The following is a 16,095-nucleotide window of genomic DNA, read 5'->3' as shown; positions in this document are numbered from 1 at the left end:
AGGACGTCCTAGTAAAAGTCGATGGCCGACCGCCACGGGCTTGCCCGTGGCGGTAGGGGTTACGCCTTCGCGGTGACCGGGGAGCCGCTCTGGATCATCGGCTCGACCTCGCGGACGACCTTGCGCTCGACGAAGAACGCGGCGGTCGGGATGGTGCCGGAGACGAGCACCCACAGGAGCTTGCCGAACGGCCACTTCGCCTTGGAGCCCAGGTCGAAGGCGAAGATCAGGTAGATGATGTAGAGCACGCCGTGGATCTGGGAGACGACGAGCGTCAGGTCCTCGCCCTTGTCGAAGCCGTACTTGAACACCATGCAGGTGCACAGGACGAGCAACATGACGGCGGTGACGTAGGCCATCACCCGGTAGCGGGTCAGCACGCTCTTTTTCATGCAATCGAGAGTAACGGCCCTTTTGGCGCGATCTTCGGCGCCCCCGGCCTACTTCTCCTCGAAGTCCCGCGCCGCCACCCGCAGGGGGCGCAGCATCGCGAAGATCTCCCCGCACTCCTCCGCGTCGTAGACCCCGAGCCCGAAGTCCATCGCCATCAGCTCACGGGTGGCCGCCTCGACGACCTCGCGGCCCTTCTCCGTGATGGAGGCGAGGGTGCCGCGGCCGTCGTTGGGGTTCGGGCGCTTGTCGACGAGGCCGGACTTGACGAGCCGGTCCACCGTGTTGGTGACCGAGGTCGGGTGCACCATCAGCCGCTCGCCGATCTTCGACATCGGCAACTCGCCGGCCTGCGAGAACGTGAGCAGGACGAGCGCCTCGTACCGCGCGAAGGTCAGTCCGTACGGCTTGACGACCGCGTCGACCTCGGCGAGCAGGATCTGGTGCGCGCGCATGATCGAGGTGATCGCGCCCATGGCCGGGACCGAACCCCAGCGCTGCTTCCAGAGCTCGTCGGCGCGGGCGATGGGATCGAAGGGGAGGCTGAGCGGCTTCGGCACGGCATCGACCTTACCGGTCGGTCACATGCTGGTCAGCCCCGTCTCGCAATTCGGGCGTATGTTCCCAGGGCCGCCGCGCACGGACCCTCACCGACTCGGCGGCGGGGGCGGTGTGGCACAAAGGCCCGATTCATCCTTCATGTAACGATTGCGGAGCCGACTGTCCGTCACTGTCACCATCGCCCAAGGGGGCTGGATGCACCGGCTGCTCCGCACGTTCACGACTCTCGCGGCCCTCGCCGCTCTCGGACTCTCTGCGGGCTGCTCCTCCGACTCCGGATCCGGCGCGAAGGAGACGGCCACCGTGCGCGGCGCCGAGTCCGGCCGGCCGTCCGCGGGCACCTTCTGGGTCGACCCCGACAGCGCCGCCGCACGCCAGGTCGAGCAGTGGGAGCAGCAGGGCCGCACCCGGGACGCGGCGGTGCTCCGGCGCATCTCCGAGCAGCCCGTGGCCGTGTGGCCGGCCGGGGACGACCCGGCGCCGGACATCGAGGAGGCGACGAAGGGCGCGGAGCGGGAGGGGCGCACCGCCGTACTCGTCGCGTACAACATCCCGCACCGCGACTGCGGCCAGCACTCCGCGGGCGGCGCGGGCAGCACCGACCAGTACCGGAGCTGGGTGGACACGTTCGCCGGCGCGATCGGCCGGGCGCCCGCGCTGGTGATCCTGGAGCCCGACGCGATCCCGCACATCGTCGACGGCTGCACCCCGGCCGAGTACCACGCGGACCGCTACCAGCTGCTCTCCGAGGCGATCCAGCGGCTGAAGCGGCAGCCGAAGGTGAAGGTCTACCTGGACGCGGGCAACCCCGGCTGGATCAACGACGCCCACAAGCTCGCCGAGCCGCTGCAGAAGGCGGGCATCGCGCAGGCCGACGGCTTCTCGCTGAACGTCTCCAACTTCCAGAGCGACGGGCCGACCAAGGCGTACGGCCGTACGCTCTCGGCCGGCGTCGGCGGCAAGCACTTCGTGATGGACACCAGCCGCAACGGCCGGGGCCCGCTGGCGGGCGACCGCCAGGACGCGTGGTGCAACCCGCCGGGCCGCGGCCTCGGCACCCCGCCGACCGACCGCACGGGCGATCCGCTGCTCGACGCCGTCCTGTGGATCAAGCGGCCCGGGGACTCCGACGGCCCGTGCCGGGGCGGCCCGGCGGCCGGGCAGTGGTGGCCGGACTACGCACTCGGCCTGGCCCGCAACGCCAAGCGGGCCTGAGACCGGAGCGGACCGCCCGGCGGCCGGGCGGCCCGATCCGTCAGTCGGCGGCGCCGACGTGGATCCACTTCGCCTCGGACGAGGTGCCCTCCTGGTCCGTCACGAACAGCATGTACCAGCCGGGCGGCACCAGCGCCGTGTCGGCCTGCGGCACGTCCACGGTCACCGTGCCCTTGCCCTTGGTGAGACCCAGCGCGATCGAGCGCTGCTCGACGTCGGTGGTGTGGGTCACCGCGCTCGGGCGCATCAGGCGGGCCGAGGCGATGGTCTCGGGGTGGTCGGTCCTGAACGTCGCGCGGCCGTCCGCCGCCAGCTGCTCCGGGCCCTCGCCGAGCACCGGGCGGGTCGCGCCCGCCTTGTGCAGCGCGGGCGGCGTGAAGATCTCCATGCGCTGCTCGAAGTGGCCGAGCTTGGTGTTCTGCTCGTTGTCGTAGAGCGGGTCGGAGCCGAACGTGGCGACCCGGCCGTCGGGCAGCAGCAGCGCCTCGGAGTGGTAGTTGCGGCCCACCTTGGGTGATGCGGCGTCTCGGAAGGAGTTGGTCTTCGGGTCGTAGAACTGCGCCTTGAGGATGTTGCTCGCGCTGCGGCCCCGGTAGTCCTTCGATCCGTTGGACGTGAAGACCGAGTCGTCCGGCATCAGCACGCTGTTCAGGTACCGCGTGCCCTGCGGGAGGTCGGGCCCGGTCTTGAAGGACGGGTTCTCCTCCTTGAGGTCGATCACAGCTGTGCGGCGCGTGGACTTCTCCGACTCGCCCACTCCCCCGCCGCCCATGACCATCACCTTCTGGTCCTGGGCGGGCGGCAGCAGCACCGACGCCGACGTCTCGGTCTGGTCGAGGTCCTCCAGGCCGGGGACCTTCTGGAAGGTGTTGGTCGCCAGGTCCCACAGGCCCGGCTCGCGGCCCTTCTCGGCCGGGCCGTACCCCGCGTTCGACGCCGGGTAGAAGAGCTTGCCGCCCTTGGTGAGGAAGAGCGCCGGGTAGGTGGGGAAGTACCGCTTGGGCCCGTCCGACCACTTCTTCGTCTTCGGGTCGTAGATCTCGTTGTCGCCCGGATCGATGACGCCCACGTCGTCGAGGCCGGAGACCGCGAGGACCTTGCCGTCCTTCAGGCCGACCAGGGTGGGGTACCAGCGGGCCTTCTTCATCGGCTCGACGGGGAGGTACTTCTCGGCCTTCGGGTCGAACTCGTACGCCGCCTTGATCCCCTGGAAGTCCTGCTTCTCCATGTCGATCTTCTCGGCGATGCCGTAGGTGTTGTCGGCCTCCTCCCCGGTCAGCCCCTCGATCTCGTACTGCGCCGATTTCTCGGTGACCGACTGCTCGCCCTCGTCGACCGCCTCCACGAAGACGCGCGCCTCGCTCGCCTTGACCTTGGTCTTCCAGGGCTGCATCACCCCGGACTTGGAGTACGTGATCTCGAAGTCCCGTTTGGCCTTGGGCACTTTGACGTCGAACTTGCTGACGTACTCGATCCCGGAGGGCGAGCGGAACTTGGTGCCCTTCTTCAGGACGACGGCCTTGTCCGGGTTCTCGTTCTTCACCCGCATCCCGCCGCCCGCCCGCTCCACCTCACCGTCGAGCAGCTCGTAGCGCGCGGTGCCGCCCGCCACCAGCAGGCGCCCGTCGGGGAGTTGGGCGTGGCCGGAGCAGAAGAAGTCCTCCGGGGTGGCGATCTTCTTGAAGGTGTCGCTCTTCGGGTCCCAGAGGATGGTGTCGAACGATCCCGCGTCGAATTTCTTCTGCTCGTTCCCGGAGCCGGCGACGATCAGGACCTTGCCGGTGTGCAGCAGCGCCGCGTGGATGGCGTTGGTCCGGAACTCCTCGGGGATGTTCACCTGCTTCCACGAGCCGTATTTCGCCTTGTAGCCGGGCCGGGAGATCTTGTACTCGTAGTACTGCTCCTCGGCGAAGGAGAGCGCCGCGGGCGCGTTGAGTCCCACGAGGAGCGCGCCCGCGCCGACTCCGAGGAACGTCTTCTTGGTGCGCTTCGAGGGGCGGTAGGCCATGGGTCAGTTCCCTCCAGTCGTCGTGCCGGTGGCGAACGCCGGCTCCGGCTCGCCCTCCGCTTCCTCGCCGAGCAGGGGCGCGGGCCGCCGCTGCCGGGCCTCCCTGCGCTCCTTGGCGAGGGAGAACGCCCAGATCGAGACCGGCGCCAGCGAGATGGCCATCGCGAGGACCGCCCAGGTGCGCATCGCCACGTGCGTGTGGCCGAGCACGAAGGAGGCGACCAGCGAACTGGTGAGCACCGCCGCCCAGAAGAGGTGGATGCGGAAGGTGAGCAGCCGGTCGGGGCTCGCGTCGCCGCCCTTGGGGGTGACCACGAAGCGGCTGGGGCGGCGCAGCAGGGCCGCGCCGAGCGACTTGGCGTAGATGGGTGCGGAGAGCGCCGACATCGCCATGCCGGCGAGGCCGCCGGATCCCTCCGGCTCGTGGGGGGACACATTGTGCCGGCGGTTCCAGAGGTAGAGCCCGATCTGCAGGGCGGCCGCGTCGCTGTAGAGCATCAGCCAGACGGAGGCCGCGACCTGGGTGCCGCTGGCCCCGAACCACAGGAACAGCACGCAACTGAGGATGCCGAGCAGCCAGTTGACGGCCGTCATGGGGTAGTACACGAGCATCAGCGAGTACGAGAAGAGGCGGCCGGGCGGCATCGTGAACGGCGCCTTCCAGTACTGCTTGAACAGCGTCTCGTAGGTGCCGCGCGACCAGCGCATCTGCTGGGTGAAGAAGTCCGTCCAGGAGGCCGGGCCCTCGCCGACGGCCAGCACGTCCGGGGTGTAGACGGAGCGCCAGTGCCGCTTGGTGGCGGGGTTGCGGTGGCGGTGCAGCTCGAACCCGGTCGCCATGTCCTCGGTGATCGAGTCGTGCAGACCGCCGATCTGGGTGAGCGCGCTGATGCGCACGACGTTGTTCGTGCCCACGAACATGGGGGCGCGGTAGCGGTTGCCGGCGCGCTGGATCAGCGCGTGGAAGAGGAACTGCTGGGACTCGGCCGCCTTGGTGACGGGCGTGGTGTAGTTCCCGTAGACCTGCGGCCCGACGACGAACGCGACGTCCGGGTCACGGAAGTATCCCATCATCCGCTCCAGGAAGTTGGGGAGCGGGACGTGGTCCGTGTCGACGGAGGCGAAGAAGTCGTACTGCGTGTGGTACATCGCCAGCCAGGCGTTGTAATTGCCGTGCTTGGTGCGGGTCTTGTGGGGGCCCTTCTCGCGGTTCCACTCCGCGATGCCGAAGCGCGTGAAGTGGTGCACGCCCAGCTCCTCGCAGAGGGCCTTGGCCTCGGGGGTGTTGCCCTCGTCCAGGAGCCATACGTCGAGGGGGCCGGTGTGGTGGATCCGGACGGCGCCCTCCAGGGTGGCCCGCACCATCGACAGGGGCTCCTTGCCGGGCACGTACGTGGTGAGGAAGGCGACGCGGGTGCCGGGCTCGGGGACGACGGGTATCGGGTCCCTCGCCACCATGGTGGCGTGGGCGATGGAGACGACGTTGACGAGCATGAAGAGCTCGATCAGGCCGATCGCCACGAGCATCGTGATGTCGAGGCCGATCAGCCAGCGGTCGCCGCCCTCCCGTTCGGTCCAGTGGGTGGGCCAGACGAGGTAGACCAGCAGGATGCCGGTGAGGACCGGCGCGAGGGACATCAGGAGGACGGCGCGTATTCGGTGGGGTTCGCCGGAGAGCAGTGAGCGGTACTGGACCCGGTATCCGCCGGGTCCGCCGTCCGTGGCGCCGCTCTTCCGTCTCCTGCCGTCCCTCCCGCCTGTCGCGTCGTCGTCGCCGTCCGGCTCCGTGAGCGGTCCGGCGAGCGTGCTGTGGGTCTCGTAGTCGTAGCCCTCCGGCTGCCGCACAGCGCCCTCCAGGTTCTGGGTGATCCGGTATCGAACAAGCGATATGCCGATACCCACACAAAAGTGGAGTTTCCCCGGCGTGTCGAACGGGGTTCCCCCGTGCGAGGGGTTTTAGGTTGGGGGGTTTTGGCGGGGTTGCGGAGGGGGGTGGTCTGTGAGGTGCTCCCGCTCCGGCCCCGCGGCGCGGGGCGCACGGGCCGCCTCCGTCAGCCCCGCGCCTTCCGCAGCCGGTGCCGTACCGCCCGCTGCGCCAGCGGACCGAGCTCCTCCACCGCCGTCACCAGGACGGACAGCTCCTCCAGGGAGTTCAGGGCGCGCTCCGTGCCCTCGGGGTCGACCCCCTCGTACAGCTCCATGCCCACGAACGACGCCCCGACCGCGCGGGCGAGCCCGACCGGGTCGACGAACTCGCCCAGCGGTGACGCGGACAGGACGCGGGTCAGGACCTTCTCGATCTCCTCGATCCACAGGGCGAGTCCCGCCGCCGTCGCCGCCGCGAGCCGCGGCTGCGTCTGGGCGCCGGCGAGGAGCTGGCCGAGGACCGCCACGTGGCCCGCCGCGCGCTCCTCCTCGTGCATCTCGCGGCCGAAGGCGAGCAGCCCGGCGAGGGAGTCGATCGTGGCGAGGCGCTCCCGGTAGAGGGCGACCCGCTGCTCCGTGCCGTGCCGGCACGCCGCCGCGAGGAGCTCGTCGACGGATCCGAAGTGGTAGAAGACCAGCGCCTGGTTGACCCCGGCCGCCGCCGCGATGCTCCGCGCCGACGTCTTGGCGATGCCCTGCTCGGTGAGCGTGCGCAGCGCGCCGTCGAGGAGCTTGGCGCGCGTCTCCCGGCTCTTGTCCGGGTCCTTGCCCTTGGCCTGCTCCTTGGCGGCGCTCATGCGCGGGCCTCCTCGCGGACGGGGCGCAGCCCGGGGCGGACCCCGCAGGTGCGGACGTCGGTGTACGTCGCCGTGAAGGAGCCCTCGTACCCGAAGAGCGGGCCGAAGCGGCGGTTGGTGACCCGCACCCGGATGCGGAAGCGGCCCGCCGCGTCGTCGTAGGACTCCCGCACCTCGGCGTCGCCCCCGATCAGGCCGGGGACGCGGCAGTCCACCGGGCCCTCCCGGAAGCGGTGCTCCCCGGAGCGGATCAGGAGGGAGCCGTCCGGCCCGGCACGGAAGTGGAGGTCGCTGGCGAGGTGCTGGTGGGTGCCGAGGTAGTCGAGCACGCGGTCGCCCTTGGGGCCGAGGACCATCTGGGCGTCGAAGCGGCGGGGGCCGCCGGGCAGGTCGAAGGTGCGCACGAAGGTCACCGTCTCACGGCCGTAGGTGTCGGTGTACGGCACGTTCTCGATGACGAAGGGGACGTTCCTGCCCTCGCGCGGGACGAGGATGTTGCGGGTGCCGCCGAGCGCGAGGAAGGGCTTCACTAAGCCCCGGCCGTGCCAGATGCGGTCCATCACGCCCCGGCCCGTGCAGGCCTCGCCGCTCGCGAGGCCTACGGAGAAGCGGCGCTGGAGCTGCGGGTGCAGCCGGTCGAAGTCGGCGCCCATCACGGTGCGGAAGATCGATGCGGGCTGGTTCACGGGCGCTGCTCCTTGGCCGTTGCGAGGGTGGTGAGGAGGTGCGGGGCGCGGACGCTCTTCGGCGGGGTGCGCAGGCAGCGGCGGGCCGCGGGGGTGGTGGGCAGCGGCGGCAGAACCAGCATCAGGGCCGCCGTGGCCAGGGCCGTCATCGGGACGAGGAGGACTGCGGCCACCACGCACAGGACGCGGGCGGCGGTCTCCGCGACCGCGTTCCACAGGGCGCGCTCGGGGGTGATGCCGCGCTCCAGCCAGAGCCGCAGGCGGTCGAAGGACCAGGCGGTCGCCCAGCCCATCAGGGGGCGGAAGAGGACGCGGTCGGCGATCTTCCCGAAGCGGCTCCACCGCGGCCGGTAGTCGTATCCCGTGAGGAAGCGGACGCCGTCGCCGTCCGGTTCCGGTACGTAACGCCAGTAGCCGCTGCCCTCTTCGAGCAGGGAGAGCGGGTGCGGCGAGGAGAAGCGCAGGGCGGAGGTCCTGGTGCCGTCGGGGCGCTGCTTCTCGCCGGCGGAGACGCCCGTGCCGGCGACGGTCAGGAAGGGCAGCAGCCGCGTCGCGTACCGGAAGCGCTGCGGTTCCCCGTCCCGGCGCGGCAGGTAGTCGATCTCGGTGAAGCGCAGGTCCCAGCGCTGGTGCCGGCCGGGCTCCTGGGTGTGCGCCCAGAGGTCGTCGAGATCGGCGCGTATCCGCGTCTCGATGTACAGGCCCATTGGTAAACCCCCACTTCAGAGCCTTTTGAGCGACTGCTCAATCAGGAAGGTACAGCTTTTTGAGCGACTGCTCAAGTGGGGTTTGAGCGACTGCTCAATCTGGTGCGCTCTGTCCGGGGGACACAGAAAAGCCCCTGCCCGGTGGTCCGGAGGGCAGGGGCTTTCGGGTGCGGGGGCTAGGCCGAGAGGTGGCGCTCCACGGTGTCGACCTTGGAGGTGAGGCCGTCCGTCACGCCGGGGCGGATGTCCGCCTTCATGACGACGGAGACGCGCGGGGCCCGCGCCTCGACCGCGGCGACGGCGCGCTTGACGACGTCCATCACCTCGTCCCACTCCCCCTCGACGGAGGTGAACATGGCGTCGGTCCGGTTGGGCAGCCCGGACTCGCGGACGACGCGGACCGCGTCGGCGACGTACTCGCCGACGTCCTCGCCGACCCCGAGCGGGGTCACGGAGAAGGCGACGATCATGCGTTCACCACCCCCTCCTTGCGGGCGCGCGACGCGATGACCGCGGCCTCGGCCGCACGCTTCAGCCTGCGCTCGGCCATGAACCCGCCGCCGGGGATGATCGAGAAGGCGAAGTACAGGGCGCCCGTCTTCGCGTCCCACTTCGTGCGGTTCCAGGCGTCGAGCCAGAAGAGCACGTACAGGATGAAGAGCACGCCGTGGATCGGACCGAGCACCGGGGCGACGTTGAAGCCCGAGGCCACCGTGTACTTGATGATCGTGCAGACCAGCAGCACGATCCAGGAAATGCCCTCGGGCACGGAGACCAGGCGCAGGCGGCGGAGGGCGGAGGCGGTCTTGATGTCCACGGATCACCTTCGGTGGGAGGGGCGGCGGCAGGGGCGGGCTCGGCGGCGCCGATCTTGTGAACGGACGCACAAGCGACCCCATTGTGACATCGGGGTCTTCTCGGGGTTCGCTCAGGGCCCTTCACCCTGTTCTGGGTGGGTACGCGGCGGCTACCGTCGATTCGTGGCTACCTTCCGGCTCCAGGGGAGCAGAGTGCTCGCCGTCGACATGACGGGCGACGCCGTAAAGGCGAAGAACGGCTCGATGATCGCCTATGACGGCCAGATGGCCTTCAAGAAGATGACCGGCGGCGGCGAAGGCATCAGGGGCATGGTGACCCGCCGCGTCACCGGCGAGCAGATGACGGTGATGGAGGTGAAGGGGCACGGCACCTGCTGGTTCGCCGACCGCGCCGCCGAGATCAACCTCGTGCGGCTGCAGGGCGACAAGCTGCACGTCGAGGCGGGCAATCTGCTGTGCACCGAGACCGGACTGCGGACGGGCACCACCTTCACCGGCCTGCGCGGCGCCACCCAGGGGAACGGCCTGTTCACCACCACCGTCGAGGGCACCGGCCAGGCGGCCATCGTCTCCGACGGTCCTGCGGTGGTGCTGCGCGTCTCCCGGGAGTATCCGCTGACGGTGGACCCGGGGGCGTACATCGCGCACCAGGGCGACGTCCGCCAGAGCTTCCAGTCCGGTGTCACCTTCCGGACCTTCATGGGCGAGGGCGGCGGCGAGGCCTTCCAGATCCGCTTCGAGGGCGACGGCCTGGTCTACGTCCAGCCCAGCGAGCGCCTCACGATCGCGGGGGACGTCTGAGATGCCCTTCCGCGAGATCAACTCGAAGATGATCGAAGCCTCCGTCGAGCCGGGCACCAAGATCTTCAGCCAGCGCGGCGCCATGCTCGCCTATAAGGGAGACGTCTCCTTCACCCCCAACCTCCAGGGCGGCCAGGGCGGACTCGCCTCCATGATCGGCCGCCGCGTCGCGGGCGAGGCCACTCCCCTGATGACCGTGGAGGGCAGCGGGACGGTCCTCTTCGGGCACGGCGGCCACCACATCCAGGTGATCGGCCTCTCCGGAGACACCCTCTATGTGGAGGCGGACCGCCTGCTCGCCTTCGACGGCACGCTCCAGCAGGGCACGATGTTCATGGGCTCCCAGGGCGGCGTCATGGGCATGGTGCGCGGGCAGATCAGCGGCCAGGGCCTGTTCACCACGACCCTGAAGGGCCACGGCGCGGTCGCCGTCATGGCGCACGGCGGCGTCATCGAGGTACCGATCACCCCGCAGCGCCCCGTCCACGTCGACCCCCAGGCGTACGTGGCGCACCACGGCGACGTGCGCAACAAGCTGTCGACGGCGCTCGGCTGGCGCGACATGGTGGGCCGCGGTTCCGGGGAGGCCTTCCAGCTGGAGCTGTCGGGCAGCGGCGCGGTGTACGTCCAGGCCTCGGAGGAGAAGCTGTGAACCCGACCGTCTCGACCCCCGCGGGCGCGCCCGCCGTCTTCGACCCCCACACGCTGCCGGGCGACGACAACGTCAATCCGTACACCTTCTGCGTCGAACTCAAGGGAAGCCAGTGGTTCCTGCAGAAGGGAAAGATGATCGCCTACTACGGGCGGATCGACTTCAACGGCATCGGGCACGGCCGCCTGGACCGGTTGGTCCGGACCAGTTTCCATTCGCCGCTGCACGCCGGCGAGTGGGTCGTGGCGGACGGCCAGGGCAAGATGCTCCTCGCCGACCGGGCCTTCGACGTGAATTCGTATGACTTGGACGAGGGCAACCTGACCATTCGCTCCGGCAACCTCCTCGCTTTTCAGCCAACTCTCGCGTTGAAGCAATCGATCGTTCCGGGCTTCCTGACGCTCATCGGCACGGGCAAGTTCGTCGCCGCGTCGAACGGCCCGGTGGTCTTCATGGAGCCCCCCGTCCGCGTCGATCCACAGGCGCTCGTGGGCTGGGCCGACTGCCCTTCACCGTGCCATCACTACGACCACGGTTACCTCACCGGCGTCATCGGCGGCGTGCGCGCGCTGACCGGCATCGGCGGCACCTCGGGCGAGGAGCACCAATTCGAGTTCGTGGGCGCGGGCACGGTGCTGCTCCAGTCCACCGAGGTCCTCATGGCCGAGCAGGCCGCGGGCGAGGTTCCGAACCAGGCGGGCGTACCCGGCGGACGGGGCGCGGCGGGACAACCGGGCCAGCAGCCCGGGGTACCGCGCCTTCCCGGACAACTGGGGGACCTCCAGCGTCGCTTCGGGCTGTGAGCGGTAGTCTGCGGAGTGTGACGGCGAACGCCTGTGCCCCTCGGGGGAGCAGTGGGTGCGAGGCGCGTCACATCCCACCATTCGTTCACCTTTCAACTTCTTAGGTAGAATCGATTTCATGGAGACCGAGACGGCCCCGCAGTGGCTGACCGACGAGGAACAGTGCGCCTGGCGCACCCACGTGGAGGTCAACAGGATGCTGACATATCAGCTCGAAAAGGACCTTCAGCCGTTCAACCTGACCATGAACGACTACGACATTCTCGTATATCTCTCCGAATCGGACGAGCTGCGGATGCGCATGAGCGATCTCGCGGCCGCCACCCTCCAGTCCAAGAGCCGCCTCTCCCACCAGATCACCCGTATGGAGAACGCGGGCCTGGTGCGCCGGGAGAACTGCGAGTCCGACCGGCGGGGCCTCTACACCGTCCTCACCGACGAGGGCATGGAGACCATGCGGAAGGTGGCCCCGCACCATGTCGCCTCCGTGCGGCGGCACTTCGTCGACCTGATCTCCGGCGAGGCCCTCAACGACCTGCGCAAGGCCCTGGCTCCGATCGCGGAACACCTGCGCTCCCAGCGCGGCAAGCCCTGACCCGCTCCACCGCGGCCGGCCGCGGCGCCCCTCAATCCGCCGACGACTGAGGGACGGGCAGCCGGAGCTCGAAGACCGCACCACCGGACGGCGCCTCGCGCACCACGAGCGTGCCGCCGTGCCGCACCGCCACGTCCCGCGCGATGGCGAGGCCCAGACCGGCCCCGCCCTCGTCGCGGGTGCGCGCGTCGTCGAGCCGTACGAACCGCTCGAAGATCCGCTCCCGTTCGTCCGCCGGGACACCGGCGCCGTCATCGGCCACCTCCAGGACCGCCCAGGCACCGTCGTCCCGGGTGGTGACCGTGACGCGGGAGCGCGCGTGCCGCTGGGCGTTGTTCAGGAGGTTGCCGAGCACCCGCGCCAACTGGCCCCGGGAGCCCGTGACTTCGACGCCCTTCAGCTCCGCGTGCACGTCGACGTGGTCCCGGGTGCGCTGCGACAGCTCCTCGCGGACGAGGGCGGCCAGGTCGACCGGGGCGCCGCCCGGCTTCTCCCCGGCGTCGAGCCGGGCCAGCAGGAGTAGGTCCGCGGCGAGCTCCTGGAGCCGCACGGTGTCCTCCACGGCGCCGTCGACGTCGAGCAACTCCGGGTGCGCCGCGCCCACTTCGAGCTGGGTGCGCAGCGACGCGATGGGGCTGCGCAGTTCGTGCGAGGCGTCCGCCACGAAGCGCCGCTGCCGTTCCACCGAGGTCTGCAGCGCGGCGAGCGTCTCGTTCGTGGTGCGGGCGAGACCGGCGATCTCGTCGTGTGTGTCCGGCTCGGGCACCCGGCGCGCCAGGTCCTCCGAGGCGGTGATCGCGGACATCTCCTCGGTGATCGCGGCCACCGGGCGCAGCGCGCGCCGCGTCACCAGCCAGGTGACGCCCGCGACGACCGCGAGGAGGAGCGGGAAGCCGATCAGCATGGCCGTCAACGCCGTGGAGACCGCGCTCTGTTCGCTGGAGAGCGAGCCGCCCGCGTAGACCGTGAGGTCGCCCCGGTTCTCCGTGCTCACCTCGACCGCGGCGAAGCGGAAGTCGCCGCTCTCGCCGTCGACGGTGGCGGTGCCTTCGGTGTACGTGGTCTCGTCGTCGACCTCGCCGACCTCGTCGGTCTCGTCGGCCTCGCCGGTCTCCTTCCCCTCCGAGGAGGGAGCGGGCGCGGGGTCGACCGCGCCGACGCCGGTCCCGTCGATCTTCTGGAGGTCGTCGCTGGCCGCGACCAACCTGCCCTTGTCGTCGACGACTTGGACGGGCTGATCCTCGTCGTCCGGCAGGTCGAGATCGTCGTACGGCCGGCCCGCGACGAGCTGGGCGGCGACCTTGCGCGCGGCGGAGTCGGCGCGGGAGTCGGCCTGGTCGGTGAGGTTGGCCCGCAGCGAGAGCAGGACGGCGGCGCCCGCGGCGACCAGGGCGAGGGCGACGACCAGGCTCGCGCCGAGCGTGGCCCTGGCCCGCACGGACCCGAAGAGCCTCCCGGGTTTCCCCGTCATCCTCATCCTCATCGCGGGTCCTCCAGGCGGTAACCGGCGCCGCGCACGGTCGTGATGAGGGCCGCACCGAGCTTGCGCCGCAGCGTGCTCACGTACACCTCGACGATGTTGGGGTCGCCCTCGTACGCGAAGTCCCAGACGTGGTCCAGGATGTCGCCCTTGGAGACGACCTCGCCGGAGCGCAGCACCAGCTGCTCGAGGACCGCGAACTCCTTGGCGGTGAGGGTGACTTCATCCTCGCCGCGGAAGACGCGGCGCGCGGCCGTGTCGACCTTGAGGTCGCCGAGGGTGTGGACCGGGGAGGGCCCGGCGGAGCCGCGGCGGCGCAGCAGCGCCTTCACACGGGCGACGAGCACGACGTACGAGAACGGCTTGGTGAGGTAGTCGTCGGCGCCCGTGTCGAGCCCCTCCGCCTCGTCGTACTCGCCGTCCTTCGCGGTGAGCATCAGGATCGGCACGTCGTGGCCGGCGGCGCGCAGCGCGGAGCAGACGCGGTAGCCGTTCATGCCGGGCAGCATGATGTCGAGGATGACGAGGTCGTACGTGTCCTCGCTCGCCCGGTGCAGTCCTTCGACTCCGTCGTGGACGACGTCGACGGCGTAGCCCTCGGCGGTCAGGCCCTTGGCCAGGGACAGCGCGAGGCGCTTTTCGTCTTCCACGATCAGGAGTCGATGGGTGTGGCGCGTGGCGCCTCCGGTGGGGCGGTGGTGGGAGACGGGTGGGCGCATGCGTTCAGGGTGGCAGAGCGAAGCTGAAGAGTTCTTCAGGCGGCTTCAGCGTGCGTTCAGGGTCGCTCGGCCAGATTGGTCCACGTCGAAAGCGAACGGCGGTCCCCGGGCCGCCGGCGCACCGCACACCTCTCGGGAGGAACCCTCATGAAGCGCAACATCGTGATCGCCACCGTCGCCGCCGCGACCCTGATCGGAGGCGGCACCGCGACCGCCTTCGCGGTCGGCGGTGACGACGACGGCGCCGCCAGGAATTCCAGCGTCCAGCTGAAGGACCACGACCGTCACGACGACGGCAAGGACGACGCCCGGGACGACCGCGACGACGCCGCGGAGAACTCCGCCGAGGCGAAGGCCGCGAAGGTGACCGCCCCGGACGCCATCAAGGCCGCGCTCGCCCACACCAAGGGCACGGCCGTCTCCGCCGAGCTCGACGACGAGGACGGCGGCCTCGTCTGGGACGTCGACGTCCTGGACGGCAAGACGTGGCACAGCGTCGAGGTCGACCCCGGCACCGGCAAGGTGCTCGGCTCCTGGGTCGACAAGGACGACGACGGTGACGACGCCGCCGACGCCGCCCGCGTGAACTCCGCCCTCAAGGGCGCCTCCACCAGCGCGGCGGACGCCGCCCGCGCCGCCGCGGCCAAGGGCACCGTGACCTCCGTGGAGCTGGACGACGACGCCAAGGCAGGCGCCTGGGACGTCGAGACGACCGGACCCAAGGGTGCCGAGGCCGACTGGCACGTCGGCCTGAACGACGGCAAGGTCACCGCCGACCACTCGGACGCCCGGGACGACGACCACGGCGACGACTCGGACGACTGAACGCCTCAGCCGCCCCCGCCGGGCAAGTACGACGGCTCGCGGGCCCGGACTTCGGTCCGGGCCTCAGCCGTGTCCCGGACGACGGCCCCTAGCCCTCCGTGAGCCCCTCGACCAGTTCGTCTGCCGCCGTGTACGGATCGAGCTCGCCCGCGACGATCCGCTCCGCGAGCGCGGAGAGGCGGCGGTCGCCGTGCAGGGAGCCGATGCGCTCCCGCAGCGCGGTGACCGCGATGGTCTCCACCTCGTGCGCGGCGCGGGCGGCCCGCCGCTCCGCGAGGACCCCCCGTTCCTCCATCCACGCCCGGTGTTTCTCCAGCGCCTCGACGACCTCGTCGACGCCCTCGCCGCGCGCGGCGACCGTCTTGACGATGGGCGGCCGCCAGTCGCCGGCCCCCCGGGACTCGCCGAGGCCCAGCATGTGGTTGAGCTCGCGGGCGGTCGCGTCGGCGCCGTCGCGGTCCGCCTTGTTGACGACGTACACGTCGCCGATCTCCAGGATTCCGGCCTTCGCCGCCTGGATCCCGTCGCCCATGCCCGGCGCGAGGAGCACGACCGAGGTGTCCGCCTGCGAGGCGATCTCCACCTCGGACTGTCCGACGCCGACGGTCTCGACGAGGATCACGTCGCACCCCGCCGCGTCCAGGACCCTGATGGCCTGCGGCGCGGCCCAGGCGAGCCCGCCGAGGTGGCCGCGGGTGGCCATGGAGCGGATGTAGACGCCGGGGTCGGACGCGTGGTCCGACATCCGCACCCGGTCGCCGAGGAGCGCGCCGCCGGAGAACGGCGACGACGGGTCGACGGCGAGGACGCCGACCCGCTTGCCGGCCCTGCGGTAGGCGCTCACGAGAGCGGACGTGGAGGTCGACTTGCCGACACCGGGCGATCCGGTGAGGCCGACGACGTACGCGTGTCCGGCGAGCGGCGCCAGCGCCGCCATCACTTCGCGCAGCTGCGGTGACGCCCCCTCGACCAGTGAGATCAGCCGGGCCACGGCCCGCGGCCTGCCCTCGCGGGCCTGCGCCACCAGGGAGGGGACGTCCTGCATCACAGCTCCGTTCACTACGTACGGGACACGTACGGGACGTGCCCCGGGGACAGCGGGACCGCGGGAG

The 16,095-nt window shown here is 70.6% G+C and carries 18 protein-coding genes; 6 read left to right on the top strand and 12 right to left on the bottom strand.

Annotation, left to right across the window (positions count from 1 at the left end):
- Nucleotides 1–59: 59 nt before the first annotated feature.
- Together ACZ7DY_RS09835 and ACZ7DY_RS09830 are read right to left on the bottom strand one after the other, a co-directional pair.
- A complete protein-coding gene (locus tag ACZ7DY_RS09835) occupies nucleotides 60–392 on the bottom strand; it encodes a DUF3817 domain-containing protein (protein WP_471132265.1) in 333 nt (110 codons plus the stop codon).
- Nucleotides 393–440: 48 nt separating this feature from the next.
- Nucleotides 441–950, bottom strand: coding sequence for a MarR family winged helix-turn-helix transcriptional regulator (locus tag ACZ7DY_RS09830; RefSeq protein WP_404754337.1), 510 nt, complete (start codon nucleotides 948–950; stop codon nucleotides 441–443).
- A gap of 196 nt (nucleotides 951–1,146) precedes the next feature.
- Between ACZ7DY_RS09830 and ACZ7DY_RS09825 the strand changes: the two genes are divergently transcribed.
- Complete coding sequence (locus ACZ7DY_RS09825; RefSeq protein WP_471132262.1) at nucleotides 1,147–2,166, top strand: glycoside hydrolase family 6 protein; 1,020 nt, start codon at nucleotides 1,147–1,149, stop codon at nucleotides 2,164–2,166.
- 40 nt (nucleotides 2,167–2,206) lie between these two features.
- Here the strand turns inward: ACZ7DY_RS09825 and glxA are convergent, their stop codons facing one another.
- From glxA to ACZ7DY_RS09790, 7 genes are all read right to left on the bottom strand, one after another.
- On the bottom strand, nucleotides 2,207–4,174 hold the full coding sequence (glxA, locus tag ACZ7DY_RS09820) for a radical copper oxidase GlxA (RefSeq protein ID WP_471132259.1): 1,968 nt from the start codon (nucleotides 4,172–4,174) through the stop codon (nucleotides 2,207–2,209).
- Nucleotides 4,175–4,177: 3 nt separating this feature from the next.
- A complete protein-coding gene (locus tag ACZ7DY_RS09815) occupies nucleotides 4,178–6,019 on the bottom strand; it encodes a glycosyltransferase family 2 protein (protein ID WP_471132256.1) in 1,842 nt (613 codons plus the stop codon).
- 206 nt (nucleotides 6,020–6,225) lie between these two features.
- Nucleotides 6,226–6,897: a TetR/AcrR family transcriptional regulator gene (locus ACZ7DY_RS09810; RefSeq protein WP_471132254.1), complete on the bottom strand. Its 672-nt coding sequence runs from the start codon at nucleotides 6,895–6,897 to the stop codon at nucleotides 6,226–6,228.
- Entirely contained in the window at nucleotides 6,894–7,550 is a 657-nt protein-coding gene (locus ACZ7DY_RS09805; protein ID WP_471132450.1) for a DUF4166 domain-containing protein, read from the bottom strand. The genes ACZ7DY_RS09810 and ACZ7DY_RS09805 overlap by 4 nt, the downstream gene beginning before the upstream one ends.
- A 29-nt stretch (nucleotides 7,551–7,579) precedes the next feature.
- On the bottom strand, nucleotides 7,580–8,290 hold the full coding sequence (locus tag ACZ7DY_RS09800; RefSeq protein ID WP_471132252.1) for a hypothetical protein: 711 nt from the start codon (nucleotides 8,288–8,290) through the stop codon (nucleotides 7,580–7,582).
- Nucleotides 8,291–8,466: 176 nt separating this feature from the next.
- Nucleotides 8,467–8,760 carry an MTH1187 family thiamine-binding protein gene (locus tag ACZ7DY_RS09795; protein ID WP_389721269.1) on the bottom strand — a complete coding sequence of 98 codons (294 nt, stop codon included), beginning with the start codon at nucleotides 8,758–8,760 and terminating at the stop codon, nucleotides 8,467–8,469.
- A complete protein-coding gene (locus ACZ7DY_RS09790) occupies nucleotides 8,757–9,107 on the bottom strand; it encodes a DUF3817 domain-containing protein (protein WP_471132248.1) in 351 nt (116 codons plus the stop codon). The genes ACZ7DY_RS09795 and ACZ7DY_RS09790 overlap by 4 nt, the downstream gene beginning before the upstream one ends.
- A gap of 163 nt (nucleotides 9,108–9,270) precedes the next feature.
- On the opposite strand from ACZ7DY_RS09790, the gene ACZ7DY_RS09785 reads away from it, so the two are divergent.
- The 4 genes from ACZ7DY_RS09785 to ACZ7DY_RS09770 all read left to right on the top strand — a co-directional run bounded on the left by ACZ7DY_RS09785 (nucleotide 9,271) and on the right by ACZ7DY_RS09770 (nucleotide 11,959).
- Entirely contained in the window at nucleotides 9,271–9,909 is a 639-nt protein-coding gene (locus ACZ7DY_RS09785; protein ID WP_471132246.1) for an AIM24 family protein, read from the top strand.
- A gap of 1 nt (nucleotide 9,910) precedes the next feature.
- Nucleotides 9,911–10,561: an AIM24 family protein gene (locus tag ACZ7DY_RS09780; protein WP_471132243.1), complete on the top strand. Its 651-nt coding sequence runs from the start codon at nucleotides 9,911–9,913 to the stop codon at nucleotides 10,559–10,561.
- A complete protein-coding gene (locus ACZ7DY_RS09775) occupies nucleotides 10,558–11,364 on the top strand; it encodes an AIM24 family protein (protein ID WP_471132240.1) in 807 nt (268 codons plus the stop codon). The genes ACZ7DY_RS09780 and ACZ7DY_RS09775 overlap by 4 nt, the downstream gene beginning before the upstream one ends.
- A gap of 118 nt (nucleotides 11,365–11,482) precedes the next feature.
- A complete protein-coding gene (locus ACZ7DY_RS09770; protein ID WP_471132239.1) occupies nucleotides 11,483–11,959 on the top strand; it encodes a MarR family winged helix-turn-helix transcriptional regulator in 477 nt (158 codons plus the stop codon).
- Nucleotides 11,960–11,990: 31 nt separating this feature from the next.
- Here the strand turns inward: ACZ7DY_RS09770 and ACZ7DY_RS09765 are convergent, their stop codons facing one another.
- Both ACZ7DY_RS09765 and ACZ7DY_RS09760 read right to left on the bottom strand, forming a co-directional pair.
- Entirely contained in the window at nucleotides 11,991–13,430 is a 1,440-nt protein-coding gene (locus tag ACZ7DY_RS09765) for a sensor histidine kinase (protein ID WP_471132237.1), read from the bottom strand.
- Nucleotides 13,431–13,438: 8 nt separating this feature from the next.
- Nucleotides 13,439–14,158: a response regulator transcription factor gene (locus ACZ7DY_RS09760; protein WP_471132234.1), complete on the bottom strand. Its 720-nt coding sequence runs from the start codon at nucleotides 14,156–14,158 to the stop codon at nucleotides 13,439–13,441.
- Nucleotides 14,159–14,305: 147 nt separating this feature from the next.
- On the opposite strand from ACZ7DY_RS09760, the gene ACZ7DY_RS09755 reads away from it, so the two are divergent.
- A complete protein-coding gene (locus ACZ7DY_RS09755; protein ID WP_471132231.1) occupies nucleotides 14,306–14,983 on the top strand; it encodes a PepSY domain-containing protein in 678 nt (225 codons plus the stop codon).
- 88 nt (nucleotides 14,984–15,071) lie between these two features.
- On the opposite strand, the gene meaB is transcribed toward ACZ7DY_RS09755, so the two are convergent.
- Nucleotides 15,072–16,028 (bottom strand): methylmalonyl Co-A mutase-associated GTPase MeaB, encoded by a 957-nt coding sequence (meaB, locus tag ACZ7DY_RS09750; RefSeq protein WP_471132230.1) that lies wholly within the window; start codon nucleotides 16,026–16,028, stop codon nucleotides 15,072–15,074.
- Nucleotides 16,029–16,095 lie beyond the last annotated feature (67 nt).

It is taken from the genome of Streptomyces sp. NPDC037013 (assembly GCF_055607265.1).
Note: the sequence above shows the minus strand (reverse complement) of the source record. Positions and strands in the feature narration are given on the sequence as shown.

Excerpts from the sequence above, each read along its gene's own strand:
- ACZ7DY_RS09835 (WP_471132265.1), bottom strand. The coding sequence starts at position 392 with ATGAAAAAGAGCGTGCTGACCCGCTACCGGGTGATGGCCTACGTCACC.
- ACZ7DY_RS09825 (WP_471132262.1), top strand. The coding sequence starts at position 1,147 with ATGCACCGGCTGCTCCGCACGTTCACGACTCTCGCGGCCCTCGCCGCT.
- glxA (WP_471132259.1), bottom strand. The coding sequence starts at position 4,174 with ATGGCCTACCGCCCCTCGAAGCGCACCAAGAAGACGTTCCTCGGAGTC.
- ACZ7DY_RS09810 (WP_471132254.1), bottom strand. The coding sequence starts at position 6,897 with ATGAGCGCCGCCAAGGAGCAGGCCAAGGGCAAGGACCCGGACAAGAGC.
- ACZ7DY_RS09805 (WP_471132450.1), bottom strand. The coding sequence starts at position 7,550 with ATGGGCGCCGACTTCGACCGGCTGCACCCGCAGCTCCAGCGCCGCTTC.
- ACZ7DY_RS09800 (WP_471132252.1), bottom strand. The coding sequence starts at position 8,290 with ATGGGCCTGTACATCGAGACGCGGATACGCGCCGATCTCGACGACCTC.
- ACZ7DY_RS09795 (WP_389721269.1), bottom strand. The coding sequence starts at position 8,760 with ATGATCGTCGCCTTCTCCGTGACCCCGCTCGGGGTCGGCGAGGACGTC.
- ACZ7DY_RS09780 (WP_471132243.1), top strand. The coding sequence starts at position 9,911 with ATGCCCTTCCGCGAGATCAACTCGAAGATGATCGAAGCCTCCGTCGAG.
- ACZ7DY_RS09770 (WP_471132239.1), top strand. The coding sequence starts at position 11,483 with ATGGAGACCGAGACGGCCCCGCAGTGGCTGACCGACGAGGAACAGTGC.
- ACZ7DY_RS09765 (WP_471132237.1), bottom strand. The coding sequence starts at position 13,430 with ATGACGGGGAAACCCGGGAGGCTCTTCGGGTCCGTGCGGGCCAGGGCC.
- ACZ7DY_RS09760 (WP_471132234.1), bottom strand. The coding sequence starts at position 14,158 with ATGCGCCCACCCGTCTCCCACCACCGCCCCACCGGAGGCGCCACGCGC.
- ACZ7DY_RS09755 (WP_471132231.1), top strand. The coding sequence starts at position 14,306 with ATGAAGCGCAACATCGTGATCGCCACCGTCGCCGCCGCGACCCTGATC.
- meaB (WP_471132230.1), bottom strand. The coding sequence starts at position 16,028 with ATGCAGGACGTCCCCTCCCTGGTGGCGCAGGCCCGCGAGGGCAGGCCG.